Origin of the sequence: Aliiroseovarius salicola (genome assembly GCF_027891095.1) — a bacterium.
In the GTDB taxonomy this organism is placed as follows: domain Bacteria; phylum Pseudomonadota; class Alphaproteobacteria; order Rhodobacterales; family Rhodobacteraceae; genus Aliiroseovarius; species Aliiroseovarius salicola.
Genome location: NZ_JAQIIO010000002.1, coordinates 254,286 through 271,166, shown reverse-complemented (window position 1 = coordinate 271,166; position 16,881 = coordinate 254,286). Strand labels below are relative to the sequence as shown.

At 58.1% G+C, this 16,881-nt stretch carries 12 protein-coding genes; 11 read left to right on the top strand and 1 reads right to left on the bottom strand.

The genetic code is table 11. The features are described 5' to 3' along the window. Positions 1 to 82 precede the first annotated feature (82 nt). The gene (gene dnaE, locus O2N63_RS04990) at positions 83 to 3,604 is read right to left on the bottom strand and encodes a DNA polymerase III subunit alpha (RefSeq protein WP_271053133.1); all 3,522 of its coding nucleotides are present in this window, start codon (positions 3,602 to 3,604) and stop codon (positions 83 to 85) included. Positions 3,605 to 3,825: 221 nt separating this feature from the next. Between dnaE and xdhA the strand changes: the two genes are divergently transcribed. The 11 genes from xdhA (at position 3,826) to O2N63_RS04935 (ending at position 16,881) form a co-directional block, all read left to right on the top strand. Then, complete coding sequence (gene xdhA, locus O2N63_RS04985; RefSeq protein WP_271053132.1) at positions 3,826 to 5,190, top strand: xanthine dehydrogenase small subunit; 1,365 nt, start codon at positions 3,826 to 3,828, stop codon at positions 5,188 to 5,190. Next, the gene (gene xdhB, locus O2N63_RS04980) at positions 5,187 to 7,460 is read left to right on the top strand and encodes a xanthine dehydrogenase molybdopterin binding subunit (protein ID WP_271053131.1); all 2,274 of its coding nucleotides are present in this window, start codon (positions 5,187 to 5,189) and stop codon (positions 7,458 to 7,460) included. Before xdhA ends, xdhB begins: the two co-directional genes overlap by 4 nt. Continuing rightward, on the top strand, positions 7,457 to 8,440 hold the full coding sequence (xdhC, locus tag O2N63_RS04975; RefSeq protein ID WP_271053130.1) for a xanthine dehydrogenase accessory protein XdhC: 984 nt from the start codon (positions 7,457 to 7,459) through the stop codon (positions 8,438 to 8,440). Before xdhB ends, xdhC begins: the two co-directional genes overlap by 4 nt. Then, positions 8,400 to 9,926 carry an ABC transporter ATP-binding protein gene (locus tag O2N63_RS04970; protein WP_271053129.1) on the top strand — a complete coding sequence of 509 codons (1,527 nt, stop codon included), beginning with the start codon at positions 8,400 to 8,402 and terminating at the stop codon, positions 9,924 to 9,926. Before xdhC ends, O2N63_RS04970 begins: the two co-directional genes overlap by 41 nt. Next, positions 9,923 to 11,005, top strand: coding sequence for an ABC transporter permease (locus tag O2N63_RS04965; RefSeq protein ID WP_271053128.1), 1,083 nt, complete (start codon positions 9,923 to 9,925; stop codon positions 11,003 to 11,005). The genes O2N63_RS04970 and O2N63_RS04965 overlap by 4 nt, the downstream gene beginning before the upstream one ends. 12 nt (positions 11,006 to 11,017) lie before the next feature. Beyond that, complete coding sequence (locus tag O2N63_RS04960; protein WP_271053127.1) at positions 11,018 to 11,941, top strand: ABC transporter permease; 924 nt, start codon at positions 11,018 to 11,020, stop codon at positions 11,939 to 11,941. A gap of 15 nt (positions 11,942 to 11,956) precedes the next feature. Continuing rightward, the gene (locus tag O2N63_RS04955; protein WP_271053126.1) at positions 11,957 to 12,739 is read left to right on the top strand and encodes an ion transporter; all 783 of its coding nucleotides are present in this window, start codon (positions 11,957 to 11,959) and stop codon (positions 12,737 to 12,739) included. 1 nt (position 12,740) lies between these two features. Then, complete coding sequence (locus O2N63_RS04950; RefSeq protein WP_271053125.1) at positions 12,741 to 13,820, top strand: BMP family ABC transporter substrate-binding protein; 1,080 nt, start codon at positions 12,741 to 12,743, stop codon at positions 13,818 to 13,820. Positions 13,821 to 13,937: 117 nt separating this feature from the next. After that, positions 13,938 to 14,435 carry an EF-hand domain-containing protein gene (locus O2N63_RS04945; protein ID WP_271053124.1) on the top strand — a complete coding sequence of 166 codons (498 nt, stop codon included), beginning with the start codon at positions 13,938 to 13,940 and terminating at the stop codon, positions 14,433 to 14,435. 447 nt (positions 14,436 to 14,882) lie between these two features. After that, entirely contained in the window at positions 14,883 to 15,818 is a 936-nt protein-coding gene (locus tag O2N63_RS04940; protein WP_271053123.1) for an aldo/keto reductase, read from the top strand. Continuing rightward, complete coding sequence (locus O2N63_RS04935) at positions 15,811 to 16,881, top strand: NAD(P)/FAD-dependent oxidoreductase (RefSeq protein WP_271053122.1); 1,071 nt, start codon at positions 15,811 to 15,813, stop codon at positions 16,879 to 16,881. Before O2N63_RS04940 ends, O2N63_RS04935 begins: the two co-directional genes overlap by 8 nt.

The window sequence follows — 16,881 nt, the reverse complement described above, 5'->3', positions numbered from 1 at the left end:
AATATCCCCGCCGGAGGCCACCGAGCGAAGCGAGGCCACCGCCAAGCCTGAGCGCCCCGAATGGGGCAAGCAAGCGCGGCAGTTACACCTCTTCCACGTCGATCACCCCGTCCAGTGACTTGAGCGCGCCTTTGATCTGTGGATTAATCGGGTAAGACTTGCCCAGCGTCATCTCAACCTCTCCGGGCAGAGTTGGATCCATCAGGCAAAAACTAACCTCACCGGGTCGCACACCCCTGGCCTTATCCGCAGCATCATTCAGAAGGTTGGCCACCATGCCCACCGCATTTGCCTCGTCCAGATAGACCTTCAGCGCCATGCCCCCTGCATCGGCAACCACCGCTTCGATCGGGGCCACAGACCGTGCAATCGGGTCAAACTGTCCTTCGTTGAACCGCCCCTCCAGCGTCATCACCACCTGAAGCGTTTCGTCAAACACCTTGCGACAGCTTTCAAAATCATCCGGGAACAGCGCAATACCTGACACCTGTTCCGTCGGATCCGAGATGTTCATCCGGAAAAACTGCGTGCCCCGCCCGGATTTACGCTGCTGCAATCCACCGACGATCACTGCCACTTTGCCGACTACAGCTCCGGTGCGCTCGGCCTTTTCGCGCAGCTCTTGCAGGGTCATCACCCCCTTGCGTTTCAGCGCGGGCAGGTAGTCGTCCAGCGGGTGGCCAGAGAGGTAGAAGCCGATCGCCTTATGCTCTTCCGCCAGTCGCTCATTGGGCAGCCAATCGTTGACCGGTGGCATTTTCGGTTCCGGCAGGTCGTCCCCCGCTTCACCAAACAACGACACTTGGTTCGACGCACGCTGTTCATGCACGGCACCGGAATAGGCCACCAGCCCATCGAGCGCGTCAAAGACGCGGCGGCGATTTGGGTCGAGCTGGTCAAAGGCGCCTGCACGCGCCAGCATCTCCATCGGGCGTTTCCCGACCTTTTTCAGATCCACCCGGCGCGCAAAATCGTAGAGCGTGGCAAAGGGTTTATCGGCACCCTCAACCTTGCGCCCCTCGACCACCAGTTGCATTGCCTCGGCGCCGACATTCTTGAGCGCGCCCAGCGCGTAGACCACGGCCCCGCCCTTCACGCTGAAAGTCGCCAGCGAGCGGTTCACACAGGGGGGGATGATCTCGATATCCAACCCGCGGCGCACCTCTTCGGCGTAGATCGACAGTTTGTCAGTCAGATGGATATCGCAGTTCATGACACCGGCCATGAACTCCACCGGATGGTTCGCCTTGAGCCAGCCGGTCTGGTAACTCACCACCGCATAGGCGGCCGCGTGGGATTTGTTGAAGCCGTAGTTCGCGAATTTCTCCAGAAGGTCGAACACTTCCGAGGCTTTCTTAGCGGGAACCCCGTTTTCGGCGGCACCTTTTTCAAACTTGGGCCGCTCGGCATCCATCGCCTCTTTGATCTTCTTACCCATGGCGCGGCGCAGGAGGTCAGCACCACCAAGCGAATAACCCGCCATAACCTGGGCGATCTGCATAACCTGTTCTTGATAAACGATAATACCCTGAGTTTCCTCAAGAATATGGTCAATCAGCGGGTGAACAGACTCGATCTCCTTCAGGCCATTCTTGACCTCGCAATAGGTCGGAATGTTCTCCATGGGGCCGGGGCGATAAAGCGCCACAAGCGCCACGATGTCTTCGATGCAGGTGGGTTTCATACGCCGCAGCGCATCCATCATGCCGCTGGATTCCACCTGGAACACGGCAACCGTCTTGGCCGAAGCGTAAAGCTTATAGGTGACCTCATCATCCAGCGGAATCGCGTTGATCTCGTTCGCCGCCCCTTCGGGTGGATCGTAAAGCTGGCTGCCATCCGGGCCGATATGAATATCACGCCCCTGACCCTTGATCAGATCCACAGCGTTCTGAATGACCGTCAGGGTCTTGAGGCCAAGGAAGTCGAACTTCACCAGACCGGCCTGCTCCACCCATTTCATGTTGAACTGGGTCGCGGGCATGTCCGAGCGGGGATCCTGATAGAGCGGCACCAGCGCATCCAGTGGCCGGTCGCCAATCACCACACCGGCGGCGTGGGTGGACGCATTCCGCAAGAGCCCTTCGACCTGCTGGCCATAATCCAACAGACGTTGCACCACCTCTTCCGACCGTGCCTCCTCGCGCAGTCGCGGTTCCTGTTCTATCGCTTCCTTGATTGAGACGGGTTTCACCCCTTCAACGGGGATCAGCTTCGACAGGCGGTCCACCTGCCCGTAGGGCATCTGCAATACGCGCCCCACGTCACGCACAGCGGCCTTGGACAGGAGCGCACCGAAGGTGATAATCTGCCCCACCTTGTCGCGGCCATATTTCTCTTGCACGTAACGGATCACCTCTTCCCGGCGATCCATGCAGAAGTCGATATCGAAGTCGGGCATCGACACCCGCTCCGGGTTCAGGAAGCGTTCGAACAGCAACGAGTAGCGCAGCGGGTCAAGGTCGGTGATGGTCAGCGCATAGGCCACCAGAGAGCCTGCACCTGAGCCCCGGCCCGGCCCCACCGGAATACCGTTTTCTTTTCCCCAGTGGATAAAGTCCGCCACGATCAGGAAATAGCCGGGGAAGCCCATCCCTTCGATGATATCAAGCTCGAAATCCAGCCGTTCCTGATAGTCTTCGATGCTGACCGCATGGGGGATCACCGCGAGCCGGGCCTGAAGCCCTTCATTGGCCTGACGGCGCAGCTCTGCAACTTCGTCATCTGCAAATTTCGGCAAGATCGGGTCACGCTTATAAGCCTTGAAGGCGCAACGCTTGGCGATCTCCACCGTGTTTTCAATGGCCTCTGGCAGATCCGCAAACAGCGTGATCATCTCTTGCGGAGATTTGAAGTAATGTTGTGGGGTCAGACGGCGGCGTCCATCGGCCTGATCCACATAGGCGCCTTCCTTGATGCAGATCAGCGCATCATGGGCCTCGTAAAGTTCGGTCTTGGGGAAATAGGCGTCATTGGTGGCAACCAGCGGGATGCCCATCGCATAAGCCATTTCCACAAAGCCACGTTCCGTCGCGCGTTCCCCGGCAGTGGGTTGCCCACCTTCTCCGGGATGGCGTTGCAACTCGACATAGAGCCGATCCCCAAAGGCGCGATGCAGGCGGGTCATCAACGCCTCGGCCTTGTCGCGATTGCCCATCTGCAGCAATTGCCCAACCGGGCCTTCGGCGCCACCGGTCAGGCAGATCAGCCCCCCGGAATGCGCTTCCAGTTCTTCGATCTGCACCTGCGGAAGCTCGCCGCCTTTGTCCACATAAAGACAGGAGTTGAGCTTCATCAGGTTCTCATATCCACCCTCATTTTGCGCCAAAAGCACAAGAGCGGCAGGGTCGCGCGGCTTTTCCCCCGGCGCGGGTGGATCAAAGCAAACATCCACCTGACATCCGATGATCGGTTGTACGCCTGCCCCCGCTGCGGTTTCGGAAAACTCCAGCGCCGCAAACATGTTGTTGGTATCGGTCACGGCGACCGCAGGCATACCCATATCAGCACAGAGACCCGGCAATTTCTTGACCGGAACGGCGCCTTCCAGAAGCGAGTATTGCGTATGGGTGCGAAGGTGGATGAATCGGGGCATGTCACTCATCCGCTCAGACTAACCATGTGTGCGTTCGCGGGAAAGGTGGTGATCCAAGCTTTCTTGTTAAGCATCTGACTTATCCCCAGAAAACATGGGATATAAAGAAATGCTTGCCAGATCAATTCCACTGCGCTTACCTTGTTAACAATAATTCCCACGCGCAATCTACGCCGCATCGAGGGCGCGAGTGACGGGACCACAACAGGGTAAGGCGGCGGGACTATTCCATGGATATCACCTTTCTTCTGAACGGAGAGAGTGTGCATGTGTCGGATATTGATCCGACGCAATCGACGCTGGATTGGCTGCGCGAAACTCAAAGTTTAACCGGGACAAAAGAAGGCTGCAACGAAGGCGATTGCGGGGCCTGTACGGTCATGCTTGCGGATGAAAGCGGCGCGCGGGCGGTTAATGCCTGTATCCTGTTCATGGGACAGTTGGACGGCAAATCTTTGACCACGGTCGAAGGGGTGGTGCAGGGCGGGAAACTGCACCCGGTGCAACAGGCGATGATCGACGAACACGGATCGCAATGCGGGTTCTGCACACCGGGGATCGTCATGTCGTTGGCGACGTCACACCTGACCGGAGATCGAAATCATGACGATGTGCTGGCTGGCAATCTCTGCCGCTGCACCGGCTATGCGCCGATCATCCGCGCTGCTGAAAAGGCATGGCAGGAGCCGATCCCGGAAGGCTTTGGCGTCCCCAATATTTGTCTGCCAGACCCCGGTCATGACGCGACGCGCCCCGCTAGCATTGAAGAGCTTGCCAAAGCCTATGCCGCCCAGCCAGACGCCACACTGATTGCCGGGGCCACAGATGTGGGGCTTTGGGCAACGAAACAGTTGCGAGAACTAGACCCGGTCATTTTCTTGGGTGGTGTCAAGGACCTGCAAAACATCCATGTGGATAAGGATGAGATTACCATCGGGGCCGGTGTCAGCATCGAACGCACACGCACCCTGCTGCTCGACCACCACCCGCATTTTGCCGAAATGCTACGCCGCTTTGCCTCGACTCAGGTGCGCAATGTGGCCACGCTGGGCGGAAATATCGCCAATGGATCCCCCATCGGGGACGGCCCGCCGCCACTGATTGCTCTGGGGGCGATGCTCACACTGCGAAAGGGCAAGACGCAACGCAGCATTCCGCTGGAAGACTTCTTTGTTGCCTACGGCAAACAAGACCGCGCAGCAGGTGAGTTTGTCGAGAGCGTCACCCTGCCGCGACAGGCGGAGGGGCTTCGGGTTTACAAGCTCTCAAAACGGTTTGATCAGGACATTTCCGCCGTGCTGGGCGCGTTCAACCTGACGGTCGAGAACGACACCATCACCGCGGCACGGATTGCCTTTGGCGGCATGGCGGCCACACCAAAACGGGCGAAGGCAGTTGAGGATGCGCTGATCGGCAAGCCCTTCACCCGCGCAACGATTTTGGCCGCCCTCCCCGCCTTTGCGCAGGATTTCACCCCGATGAGCGACATGCGTGCCAGCGCGGAATACCGCCTGAAGACCGCACAAAACATGCTGGTTCGCTACTTCGAAGAGGCAAAGGGCAATGCCGTGGATGTGCTGGAGGTGACGTCATGAGTATTGGCAAACCTCTTCCCCATGACGCCGCCCATCTGCATGTGACCGGGGCCGCGCGATATGTGGATGACATCCCCACGCCCAAAGGCACCCTGCATCTGTGCTTTGGTCTCAGTGATGTGGCCCGGGGGGAAATCACCTCGGTGGATCTGAGCGCTGTGCGTGCCGCGCCCGGTGTGGTGGCTGTGCTCACTGCCGATGATCTGCCGTTTGAAAATGATGTCTCGCCATCCATCCATGACGAACCACTCTTGGCAGTGGATGAAGTATTTTACCTCGGCCAACCAATTTTTCTGGTCGTCGCGGAAAGCCATCTAGCCGCGCGCAAGGCCGCCCGTCTGGGGCAGATCGACATCGCGCCCCTGCCTGCGATCCTGACCATTGATCAGGCGCTGGAGGCAGACAGCCGTTTCGAAGGCGGCCCGGTGATCTGGTCAAGGGGAGATGCAGCAGACGCGCTGGCGAGCGCGCCCCATGTGATCGAAGGTCAGTTCGAGATGGGTGGGCAAGAGCATTTCTATCTCGAAGGTCAGGCCGCCATGGCGCTGCCCGGTGAAGATGGAGAGATGCTGGTACACAGCTCGACCCAGCACCCGACCGAAATTCAGCACAAGGTCGCCCATGCAATAGGCGTGCCGATGCACGGCGTCCGAGTCGAAACACGTCGCATGGGTGGTGGGTTTGGCGGCAAGGAAAGTCAGGGCAACGCATTGGCAGTGGCCTGCGCTGTGGTTGCCCGGCAGACGGGACGCGCCTGCAAAATGCGTTACGACCGCGACGATGACATGATGATCACCGGCAAGCGGCATGACTTCCGGATCAGCTACCGTGCGGGTGTTGACGATACCGGCAAACTGCTGGGCCTTGAGATCACGCAAGCGGCCCGTTGCGGCTGGGCGCAGGATCTGTCGCTGCCTGTCGCCGACCGTGCGATGCTGCATGCCGACAACGCCTATCACCTTGAAAACGTTGAGATCACAAGTCACCGCCTGAAGACCAACACACAATCCGCCACCGCGTTCCGGGGTTTTGGTGGGCCGCAAGGCGTGCTGGGGATCGAACGCATTCTTGAGCATGTCGCTCGTGAGCGGGGGCTGGACCCCATTGCCGTGCGACAGGTGAATTTCTATGCTGACGGTCAGACCACCCATTACGGGCAGGAGATTGAGGGGTTTCATATCCCCGCCATGACCGATGCCCTGCTCGACCGTGCGGATTATGCCAAACGCCGCGCCGCAGCAGACAGTTTCAACGCCGAAAGCTCCGTCCTGAAAAAGGGGCTGGCATTTTCGCCAGTCAAGTTCGGCATCAGTTTCACGCTTACCCATCTCAATCAGGCGGGTGCGTTGGTGCATGTCTATCAGGACGGATCAATCCATTTGAACCACGGCGGCACCGAAATGGGTCAGGGTCTGTTTCAGAAGGTGGCGCAAGTGGCAGCCTCGGTCTTTGCGGTCGACCTTTCCGCCATCAAGATCACCGCAACCGATACAGCAAAAGTGCCCAACACCTCGGCCACCGCAGCATCCTCGGGTTCGGACCTTAACGGTATGGCCGTCAAAGCCGCCTGTGAAACGATCCGTGACCGGATCAGTGAGTTTCTTGCAAATTATTGGTCAGTGGCACCGGGGGATGTGGTGTTCACCGGCGGCAATGTACAGGCCGCTGGCCGCGCGCCTATCGCTTTCTCCGAAGCCGCCCAGATGGCCTATCAGGCACGCGTGAGCCTGTCATCTACCGGCTTTTACAAAACCCAAAAAATCACCTGGGATCGCATTGAAGGGCGCGGACGTCCTTTCCTCTATTTCGCGCTTGGCGTTGCGCTGAGCGAAGTGGTGATCGACACGCTCACCGGGGAAAACCGTATTCTTCGCACGGATATCATCCACGACACTGGCAACAGCCTAAACCCGGCGCTGGATATCGGACAGGTCGAAGGCGCCTATGTACAAGGCGCTGGATGGTTGACCACCGAGGAACTGATCTGGGACAAGGCTGGACGCCTGCGCACCCATGCGCCATCCACCTATAAGATCCCGGCAAGTTCCGACCGCCCGCGCGAGTTCAATGTCGATCTCTGGCATGAACCCAATCAGGAAGACACGGTGGGCCGGGCAAAAGCCGTGGGGGAACCGCCGTTCATGCTGGGAATTTCCGCGTGGCTGGCCCTCGCGGATGCAATTTCAGCTTGCGGCGATGGGTTCCATGATCTCAATGCCCCGGCCACGGCGGAAGAAGTCCTTGCATCAGTGGGGCGTGTGCAGGCATGAGTTTCGATCTGACCTCTTTGCGACAGGCCATTTGTGACCATGGGAATGTGGTCCGAGTTGTCGTTGCCGAGATCAAGGGCTCTGCCCCGCGCGAGGTGGGGGCGGCGATGATGGTCTGGGCGGACGGGCAATCTGGCACCATCGGAGGGGGCGAGCTTGAGTGGCAAGCCACCGAAAAAGCCCGCGACCTGCTGTCGGGCGGTACGCAATTGGATCGCTATCCGCTGGGGCCTGCGTTGGGGCAATGTTGCGGTGGCGCGGTTACGGTGCTGAGCGAGCATTTTGACCAGACTTCCCTTGAAGACTTGAGTGGCATCGACGTGTTTGCCCGCGCTCCACAAGGCGGGGAACCTCCTTTGGCTGTGCATCGTGCCATCCAGAGATATCGTGATCGCGGAGAATCCTTTGCCCCGGAACTGGTGCAGGGATGGATGATCGAGCCGATGTCCCCCTCGCGCCAGCCTGTCTGGATCTATGGTGCGGGTCATGTCGGTCGCGCGCTTGTGAACATGCTGGCCCCGCTGCCGCAATTTGCCATCACATGGGTCGACACCGGGCCGGAGCGTTTCCCCGCGGATATTCCCGATGGGGTGACCGTTTTGCCCGCTGCCAATCCGGGGAACGCAGTGAAATTTGCGCCGGATGACGCGCACCATCTGGTGCTGACCTATTCACACCAGATCGATCTCGCCCTTTGCCATGCGATTCTCTTGCATGGCCATTTCGGGCTCGGGCTGATTGGATCAGCCACCAAGTGGTCCCGTTTTCAGTCTCGTTTGGCTGACCTGGGGCACGATCATGAAAAAATCAGAACAATAAACTGCCCGATTGGAGATCCAGGTCTCGGGAAACACCCGCAGGCCATTGCGATTGGGGTAACGACCGCGCTATTGAAAGGCGCGGCGGAAAAAATGAACCATGACAGGGGGATAGCATCCTATGGAGGAGATTCGCGCGCAGGACGCGCTGCTGACGCTTGAAGGGCTGACCAAGGCCTATCCAGGCGTCGTCGCAAATGACGATGTGTCATTTTCCATTCTGCCGGGCGAAGTGCATGCCTTGCTGGGGGAAAACGGCGCAGGGAAGTCAACTCTGGTCAAGATGATCTATGGGCTGGTCAAACCGGATCAGGGCGAAATGCGCCTGAAGGGTGAGGTTTTTGAACCCTATAACCCCGCCGCAGCACGGGCTGCCGGTGTTGCGATGGTGTTCCAGCATTTCTCGCTGTTTGATGCCTTGACCGTGGCCGAAAATATTGCCCTTGGCATGGATAATCCGCCGAAACCGCGCGAGTTGACCTCGCAGATCCGGCAGGTCAGCGAAGCCTATGGCCTGCCGCTTGATCCCAAACGTACGGTCGGTGACCTGTCGGCGGGTGAACGGCAACGGGTCGAGATCATTCGCTGTCTGTTGCAGGATCCAAAACTTCTGATCATGGACGAACCCACCTCGGTTCTGACCCCGCATGAAGTTGAGATCCTTTTCGAAACCCTGCGCAAGCTGACGGCGGAAGGTACGGCGATCCTTTATATTTCCCACAAGCTTGAGGAAATCCGCGCGCTGTGTGAACACGCCACGATCCTGCGGCTTGGGAAAGTGGTCGACACCTGTGATCCGCGTGAGAAATCAGCGCGCGAACTGGCAGAGATGATGGTGGGCACCAGCCTGCATGTCCCGGAACGCGATCCATCCGAGCCCGGTGATGTTGTGATCGAGATGGATCATGTCAGCCTTCACTCACACACAGCGTTTGGCACCGACCTCAAGGATGTATCCCTGGCGGTGCGAGCAGGCGAAGTTGTGGGCATCGGCGGCGTCGCAGGCAACGGACAGGACGAATTTCTGTCCGCCCTGTCCGGCGAAGCCTGGCTGTCCTCGGGCGAGGTCCGCCTGAAAGGCACCTGCATTGCCAATCTGCGTCCCAACCAACGTCGCGCACTGGCGGTACTCTCCGCCCCCGAAGAGCGACTGGGCCATTCGGCAGCGCCGGATATGAGCCTTACTGAAAACGCGCTTTTGACTGCGGCAGTGCGCCAACGCCTGACCAAGCGTGGCTTCCTGCGCTGGGGAAAAACCGAAAGTTTTGCAAAAGACGTGATAAAGGAATTTGATGTGCGCACCCCCGGACCCGACAATGCCGCGCGTTCACTATCCGGTGGCAACCTGCAGAAATTCGTGATTGGGCGCGAGGTGCTGCAGAAACCCGAAGTGCTGGTGGTGAATCAGCCGACATGGGGGGTGGATGCCTCCGCTGCGGCGGCCATCCGGCAATCTCTCTTGGATCTGGCCGCCGATGGGGCTGCTGTGATTGTGATCAGCCAGGACCTTGATGAGCTTCTGGAAATTGCAGACCGCTTCACCGCCCTTTACGAAGGCAAGCTTGCCGATCCCGTGCCCACGAAGGGCCTGACCGTAGAGACCATTGGCCTGATGATGGGCGGTGGCGAAGAGGAGACTGCCGCATGATCCGTTTGGAAAAACGCCCCTCGCCGTCGCGGGTCTGGGCCGCGATGACGCCTGTTCTGGCGGTTGTGGCAACGATGATAGCCGGGGGATTCCTCTTTTGGATGCTCGGCAAGGATCCACTTGAAAGCATTCGAACGATCTTTTGGGATCCGCTGTTTCATGAAACATTTGGCCCCTACTCACGCCCGCAGCTTCTAGTGAAAGCCGCGCCGCTTATCCTGATTGCCATCGGCCTGTCACTGGGGTTTCGCGCAGGTGTCTGGAACATCGGGGCCGAAGGTCAATATATCATGGGAGCGATTTGTGGCGCCGGGGTGGGCCTTGCGTTCTTCCCAGCCGACAATCCCTTGATTTTCCCCACAATGATCCTTGCTGGTGCGCTGGGTGGCTGGGCTTGGGCCATGATCCCGGGATTTCTGAAGGTGCGTTTCGGCACCAATGAAATCCTCGTCTCGCTGATGCTGGTCTATGTGGCTGAAGCACTGCTGGCATCGGTCAGTCAGGGTCTGTTGCAAAACCCGGATGGTATGGGTTTCCCCGGTTCCCGCAACTTCCGTGACTTCCCGGCAGCCCATAATGCTGAGATCTTCACAAACACCGGTATGCATTGGGGCGTGGTCTTTGCCTTTGTCGCGGTGATCTTTGCCTATGTGCTTCTGACCCGTCACATGCTGGGGTTTCACGTCCGCCTGACCGGTGAGGCGCCGCGGGCTGCGCGTTTTGCAGGAGTGAATCCAACACGTCTGGTTCTGTTCTGCCTTGGCACCTCCGGCGCGCTCGCCGGGATGGCAGGAATGTTTGAGGTCTCCGGCCCGGCCGGTCAGATCTCAATCGACTTCAACTCGGGCTATGGGTTTACCGCGATCATCGTGGCCTTCCTTGGACGGTTGCATCCAATCGGCATCCTGCTTGCCGGGTTATTGATGGCGCTGACGTACATTGGCGGAGAGCTTGCACAGCTGATGTTGGGCCTGCCAGCAGCGGCCATCCAGATGTTCCAGGGGATGTTGATGTTCTTCCTGTTGGCGATGGACATGCTGACCAATTACCGCATCCGTTTCTCAATGAAGACGGCATAAGGAGACAAGATCATGGACCTATCACAGATCAACCCGATCTTGCTTCTGGCTTCGCTGATGGTGGCGGCAACGCCGATCCTGCTGGCGGCGATCGGTGAAGCGGTTGTCGAGAAAGCGGGTGTTTTGAACCTCGGTGTCGAAGGGATGATGATCACCGGTGCGGTGGTTGGATTTGCCATCACGGTGAACACGGATGCGCCGGTGCTGGGGTTTGTGTGCGCCGCGATTGCCGGTGCTGCGCTCTCAATGCTCTTTGGCATCTTGACCCAATACCTTCTGTCCAATCAGGTGGCGACCGGCCTTGGCCTTACGCTGTTTGGCCTTGGGGTTTCTTCGCTTATCGGCAAACCCTATGAGGGGATGAAGGTAACGACACTGTCAAAATTCGAAGTCCCGCTTCTGTCGGATATTCCGGTCATCGGGCCAATCCTCTTCAAACATGACCCGATGGTCTATGTGAGCATCCTGATCATCGCCGCCACTTGGTATGTGCTGACCCATACCCGCGCCGGATTGATCCTGCGCGGTGTAGGCGAAAACCATGACGCAGCCCATGCGCTTGGCTACAAGGTCATTCGCGTGCGCCTGATGGCGATTGCCTTCGGTGGGGCCTGTGCTGGACTGGGCGGGGCCTATATCTCGCTGGTGCGTGTGCCGCAATGGGTGGATGGAATGACTGCGGGGGCCGGCTGGATTGCGTTGGCAATTGTGGTCTTTGCCTCCTGGCGCCCGTGGCGCGTGCTGCTCGGGGCCTATCTCTTTGGTGGCATTACCGTGCTTCAGCTGAACTTGCAGGCGGCGGGGGTTCCTGTTCCGGTCGAGGTTCTCGCCAGCTCGCCCTACATCATCACCATCCTCGTGCTGGTAGCGATTTCGATGAAAGGCAGCCATGGGGCACCGGGTGCGCTCGGTAAAATCTTCCACGCGACGCATTAAGAGGCAGACACCAACGTGACAAAACACGAGATCATCGACATTCTTGACGGAAGCCACCCCACCTTTGGTGGGATCGTGGCGCGCGGCATGGATGCTTTGATTATTCTGTCCGCTCTTGCCATTGCGCTGGAAACTGAACCGAGCCTGCCTCAGGGGCTGCGCAATTTCCTGTTTGGGTTTGAAGTTCTGGTTCTGGGCATTTTCACCATCGAATATGTCCTGCGCCTGATCTGTTCACCGCGCCCGCTGCGCTATGTGTTCAGTTTTTGGGGGCTTATTGATCTTCTGACCATCCTGCCCGCCATCGCGCTAATGACCCCGCAATGGCAGGCCGTGCGGATCTTCCGCCTGTTACGGTTGGTGCGACTGGTAAAGCTGTTTCGTGGCAGCCACGCGATGGAACGACTGGTCACTGCCTTCGAAGAAGTGCGTGGCGAGTTGGCCATTTTCGGCATCATCGCGGCCCTCATGCTCTATGTCGCCTCTGTGGGCATCTACATATTCGAGCATGAAGCCCAGCCCGAGGTGTTTTCCTCGATCCCACAAAGTCTGTGGTGGGCAGTCGCCAGCTTTACCACCGTGGGCTATGGCGACATGGTTCCGATCACCGGGGGGGGCCGGATCTTTACGACATTTGTGCTGTTCCTCGGGCTTGGCGTGATTGCGGTACCCTCTGCGATCATCACCACCGCGCTTCTGGAAGCGGACACCAACATCCAGAAAAAACTTGCGAATTCCGCCTCGGACGCGGAAAAAGATAACCAATCAAAAACTGCTCAATCCACCAAGGGAGAATAATATGCGTGCATTGAAATCACTTCTGACCGGCGCGGCGCTGGTCGCCGGGCTGGCGGGTGCTGCCCAGGCCGAAGACAAAACCAAGGTCGGGTTCATCTTCGTCGGCCCCGTCGGCGACGGCGGCTGGACCTATGAACACAATCAGGGTCGTCTGGCCGTGGAAGAAGCCTTTGGTGACAAGGTCGAAACCATCTATCAGGAAAGCGTGCCGGAAGGTGCTGACGCTGAACGTGCGATCACTCAAATGGCTCTGGCTGGTGCCAACCTGATCTTCACCACCTCATTTGGTTACATGGACCCGACCATCAACGTTGCGGCCAAATTCCCGAATGTAAAATTCGAACACGCCACCGGCTACAAGACCGCACCGAACGTGTCCAACTACTCGGCCCGTTTCTATGAAGGCCGCGCCGTTCAAGGCCATATCGCAGGTAAGATGACCAAGTCCAACACCATTGGTTACATTGCCTCATTCCCGATCCCGGAAGTGATCCGCGGCATCAACTCGGCCTATATCCACGCCAAAAAGGTGAACCCGGATGTACAGTTCAAGATCATCTGGGCCTACACCTGGTTTGATCCGACCAAGGAAGCCGACGCTGCCAAAGCTCTGATCGAGCAAGGTGCCGACGTGATCCTGCAGCACACCGATTCGACCGCACCGCAAGCGGCCGCAAAAGAGGCCGGCAATGTGATCACCTTTGGTCAGGCGTCCGACATGTCTGAATACGCCCCCTTCCCGCGCGTCTCTTCGATCATCGACGACTGGGGTCCCTACTATGTAGATCGCACCAAGGCCGTCATGGACGGCACTTGGGAATCGGTAGCGACATGGCACGGTATTGGTGATGGCATGGTTGGCATCGGTGAAATCTCCGATGCGGTTCCGGCCGACGTGAAAGCCGAAGCAGAAGCCCTGCGTGATGCTCTGGGCGATGGGTCTTACCACGCGTTCACCGGCCCGCTGAACAAGCAAGACGGCTCGGCCTGGCTGGCTGAGGGTGAATCCGCTGATGACGGAACTCTGGCTGGTATGAACTTCTATGTGGAAGGCATCGACAGCGAGATCCCCTCAAACTGATCCGTTTCCAAGCCAATAAGAAAACCCCGCCTTTTGCGGGGTTTTTTTCGTTTCTGGCGACGGAATCTCATTCCCATTCCGTTTTGTGAATAAGTGGTTCCAAAACGGAGAGAGAACATGATGACCCGCCTCATAAATACAGCTACCGCCGCCATCCTGCTGACCGCTTTGTCGGCCCCGGTTTATGCAGAAAACCAACCCGGAGCGCATTTCATCGAAATGTGGGATCTGAACGAAGACGGGCAGGTCACACTGGATGAGGCCCGTGAACGACGCGGTGACATTTTCTATATGTTTGACGCCGATGAAGATGGTGTCCTTACGGCTGAGGAATATGTGAATTTTGATGAAGCCCGCACAATTGATATGCAGGAGCATGGCATTGGTCAGGGGGCTGGTCAGGGTAAATGCATGGGCAAAGGTCAAGGCATGCGTGCGGGAACAGCCCCCGGAGAGCACAGTGCCGCCCGTTCCATGGAACGTCAAAACGCAGATCTCGATGGGGATGGTCAGGTGACGCGCGATGAATTCCTGAAAGGTGTCGACAATTGGTTCCCCGGTCAGGACCGGAATGGGGATGGCGTGATCACGTCGTCTGATTTTGGTCGAGGCTGAGCCCCTCACCACGACATTCATGCCCCGCTCCAATCCGGCGGGGCAATTTTTTGTGACGGAATCTGAACCCTGCTGCGTATGAGAAACAAGGCATCACAACAGCGAGGATCAGATCATGACAAAAGCGGTACTTCTAATCGCCCTCATGCTCATCGCAGCACCGCTCAAAGCCGTTAACGAAGCACAGGTGTCGCGGAATTGCAGCGGCCTCGCCATAGCCGGTGAGCAGGTTTCACCCATACCCGCATCCCCCCCTTTGGTGCCCCATCGATATGACCGGGAGAAGCGACGCCACTTTCTTATCTAACGGCTTTCCAAACAGGCGGCGGGTGTCATACCCATCTTGTTCCTTCCCCGTCACCTTGCCAGCACCACCCCTGTCATTTTGCGTAAGGGGTGGTGCTTTTTCTGCTTTTCCTTCCTCTTCGCCATGTGCAATCTCGCGCCATGACAAAGCTGACTTCACAAAATGGTGCCCCGGCTGGACGGTTTGCCTTTGGCGCAATGCAATTTGGCGAAAACGCGGATGAAACCGCGTCTGCGGCCATGTTCGAGGCCTGCCTGAAAGCTGGTATCTCCCATTTCGACACGGCACATCTTTATACCGGCGGCGCATCGGAACGGATCCTCGGACGGTTGATCAAACCGCATCGGGATCGGTTGGTCATCGCCACCAAAATTGGCTACCGAAACCCTGATAGCCTGTCTGCACTGCGGGATGAGTTTGACCTGTCCCGAGAGCGATTGGGCGAAGAGATGGTCGACATCCTCTACCTACATCGCTTCAATCCCAACCTCTCGATGGAGGCCCAGATCACCGCGCTTGCCGGAATGCAGGATGAAGGGGCTGTGCGTTTTCTGGGACTATCAAATTTCGCGGCTTGGCAGGCGATGAAAGCACAAGGAATAGCCAAGGGAATGGGAACAAAAATCGATGTTTTCCAGCCTATGTATTCCCTCGTCAAACGTCAGGCCGAGGTCGAAATCCTGCCGTTATGTGAAGCAGAAGGCATCCTGCCTGCCCCCTATTCCCCGCTGGGCGGCGGCCTTCTCACCGGGAAATATTCGGCGGGCGGTTCCGGGCGCCTGACCGAAGATCCCTGCTATAAATCCCGTTATGGGTTCGACTGGATGCATCAGGCTGCGACCGGGCTGGGGGACATTGCAACAAAATTAGGCACCCATCCGGCCACATTGGCCGTGGCTTGGGTGGCCCGACATTCGTCATGCCCCAATCCGATCCTGTCGGCGCGATCGGTGGAGCAACTGCGTCCATCTCTTGACGGCGTAAGCAATGTGATGGATGACGCCCTTTATGACCGGATCACGGCCCTAACCCCTACACCACCTCCAGCCACGGAACGAACTGAAGAACATGTATGATTTCATTGTAATCGGCGGTGGTATCGCCGGCATATCCGCAGGTGCACGCCTGTCAGAACTTGGTCGTGTTCTGGTGCTTGAGGCAGAAAACGCTCTGGCCTATCACGCGTCGGGCCGGTCGGCGGCCATGTTTGAGCAGAACTACGGTGCGCCGCGTGTGATCGAACTCAATCGTGCTTCATATGACTTTCATGCCAATGCAAATGGTGGTGTCCTTAGCTCGCGCGGGCTGATGCTCATTGGCGGGATTGGTCAGGAAGAAGCATTGGCCCATGATCTGGCCCAAATGAACCTTCCGCGCATCACCACCGAAGAAGCACTTGAACTGGTGCCGATCCTGAACCCGGAGGCGATGGTTGGTGTGGGCTATCACCCGGATGCGTGGGACATCGACACGGACCTGCTATTGATGAATTTTGCGCGGGAAATCCGGCAAAATGGCGACGTCAAAACCAGCGCCAAGGTGACCGACATTACCCGGACAAGCACCGGTTGGCAGGTTACTGCGGGTGACGTGTTTGAGGGGCGGCAACTGGTCAATGCTGCAGGACCCTGGGCTGATGAGATTGCAAAGCTCGCCGGTATTGCACCAATTGGTCTGCAACCCTACCGCCGCTCAATGGCGCGCATCCCGGCACCAGGCATCCATGATATTTCAAACTGGCCGATGTTCATGGGGGCGGCGGAAAGCTGGTACGCTAAACCGGATGCGGGCGCTCTTATCGTGTCCCCGGAAGAAGAGGATCCGGTGCCACCACAGGACGCCTGGGCGGATGACATGGTGTTGGCCGAAGGCTTGGCCCGCTATGAAGAACAAGTCACGGAACCGGTCACACGGATGATCGCGAATTGGGCCGGGCTCAGAACATTTGCACCCGATCGCAATCTTGTGCTCGGTCCTGCCCCTCAGGACTATACGTTCATCTGGTGTGCAGGCCAGGGCGGATATGGATTTCAGACTTCACCCGCTGCGTCGCAATTGCTGGCCGATGTGGTGGCTGGTCGGACAACTACTCTGGGACCTGACGCCGTGGCTGATTTATCGCCCAATCGCTTTGCCTGA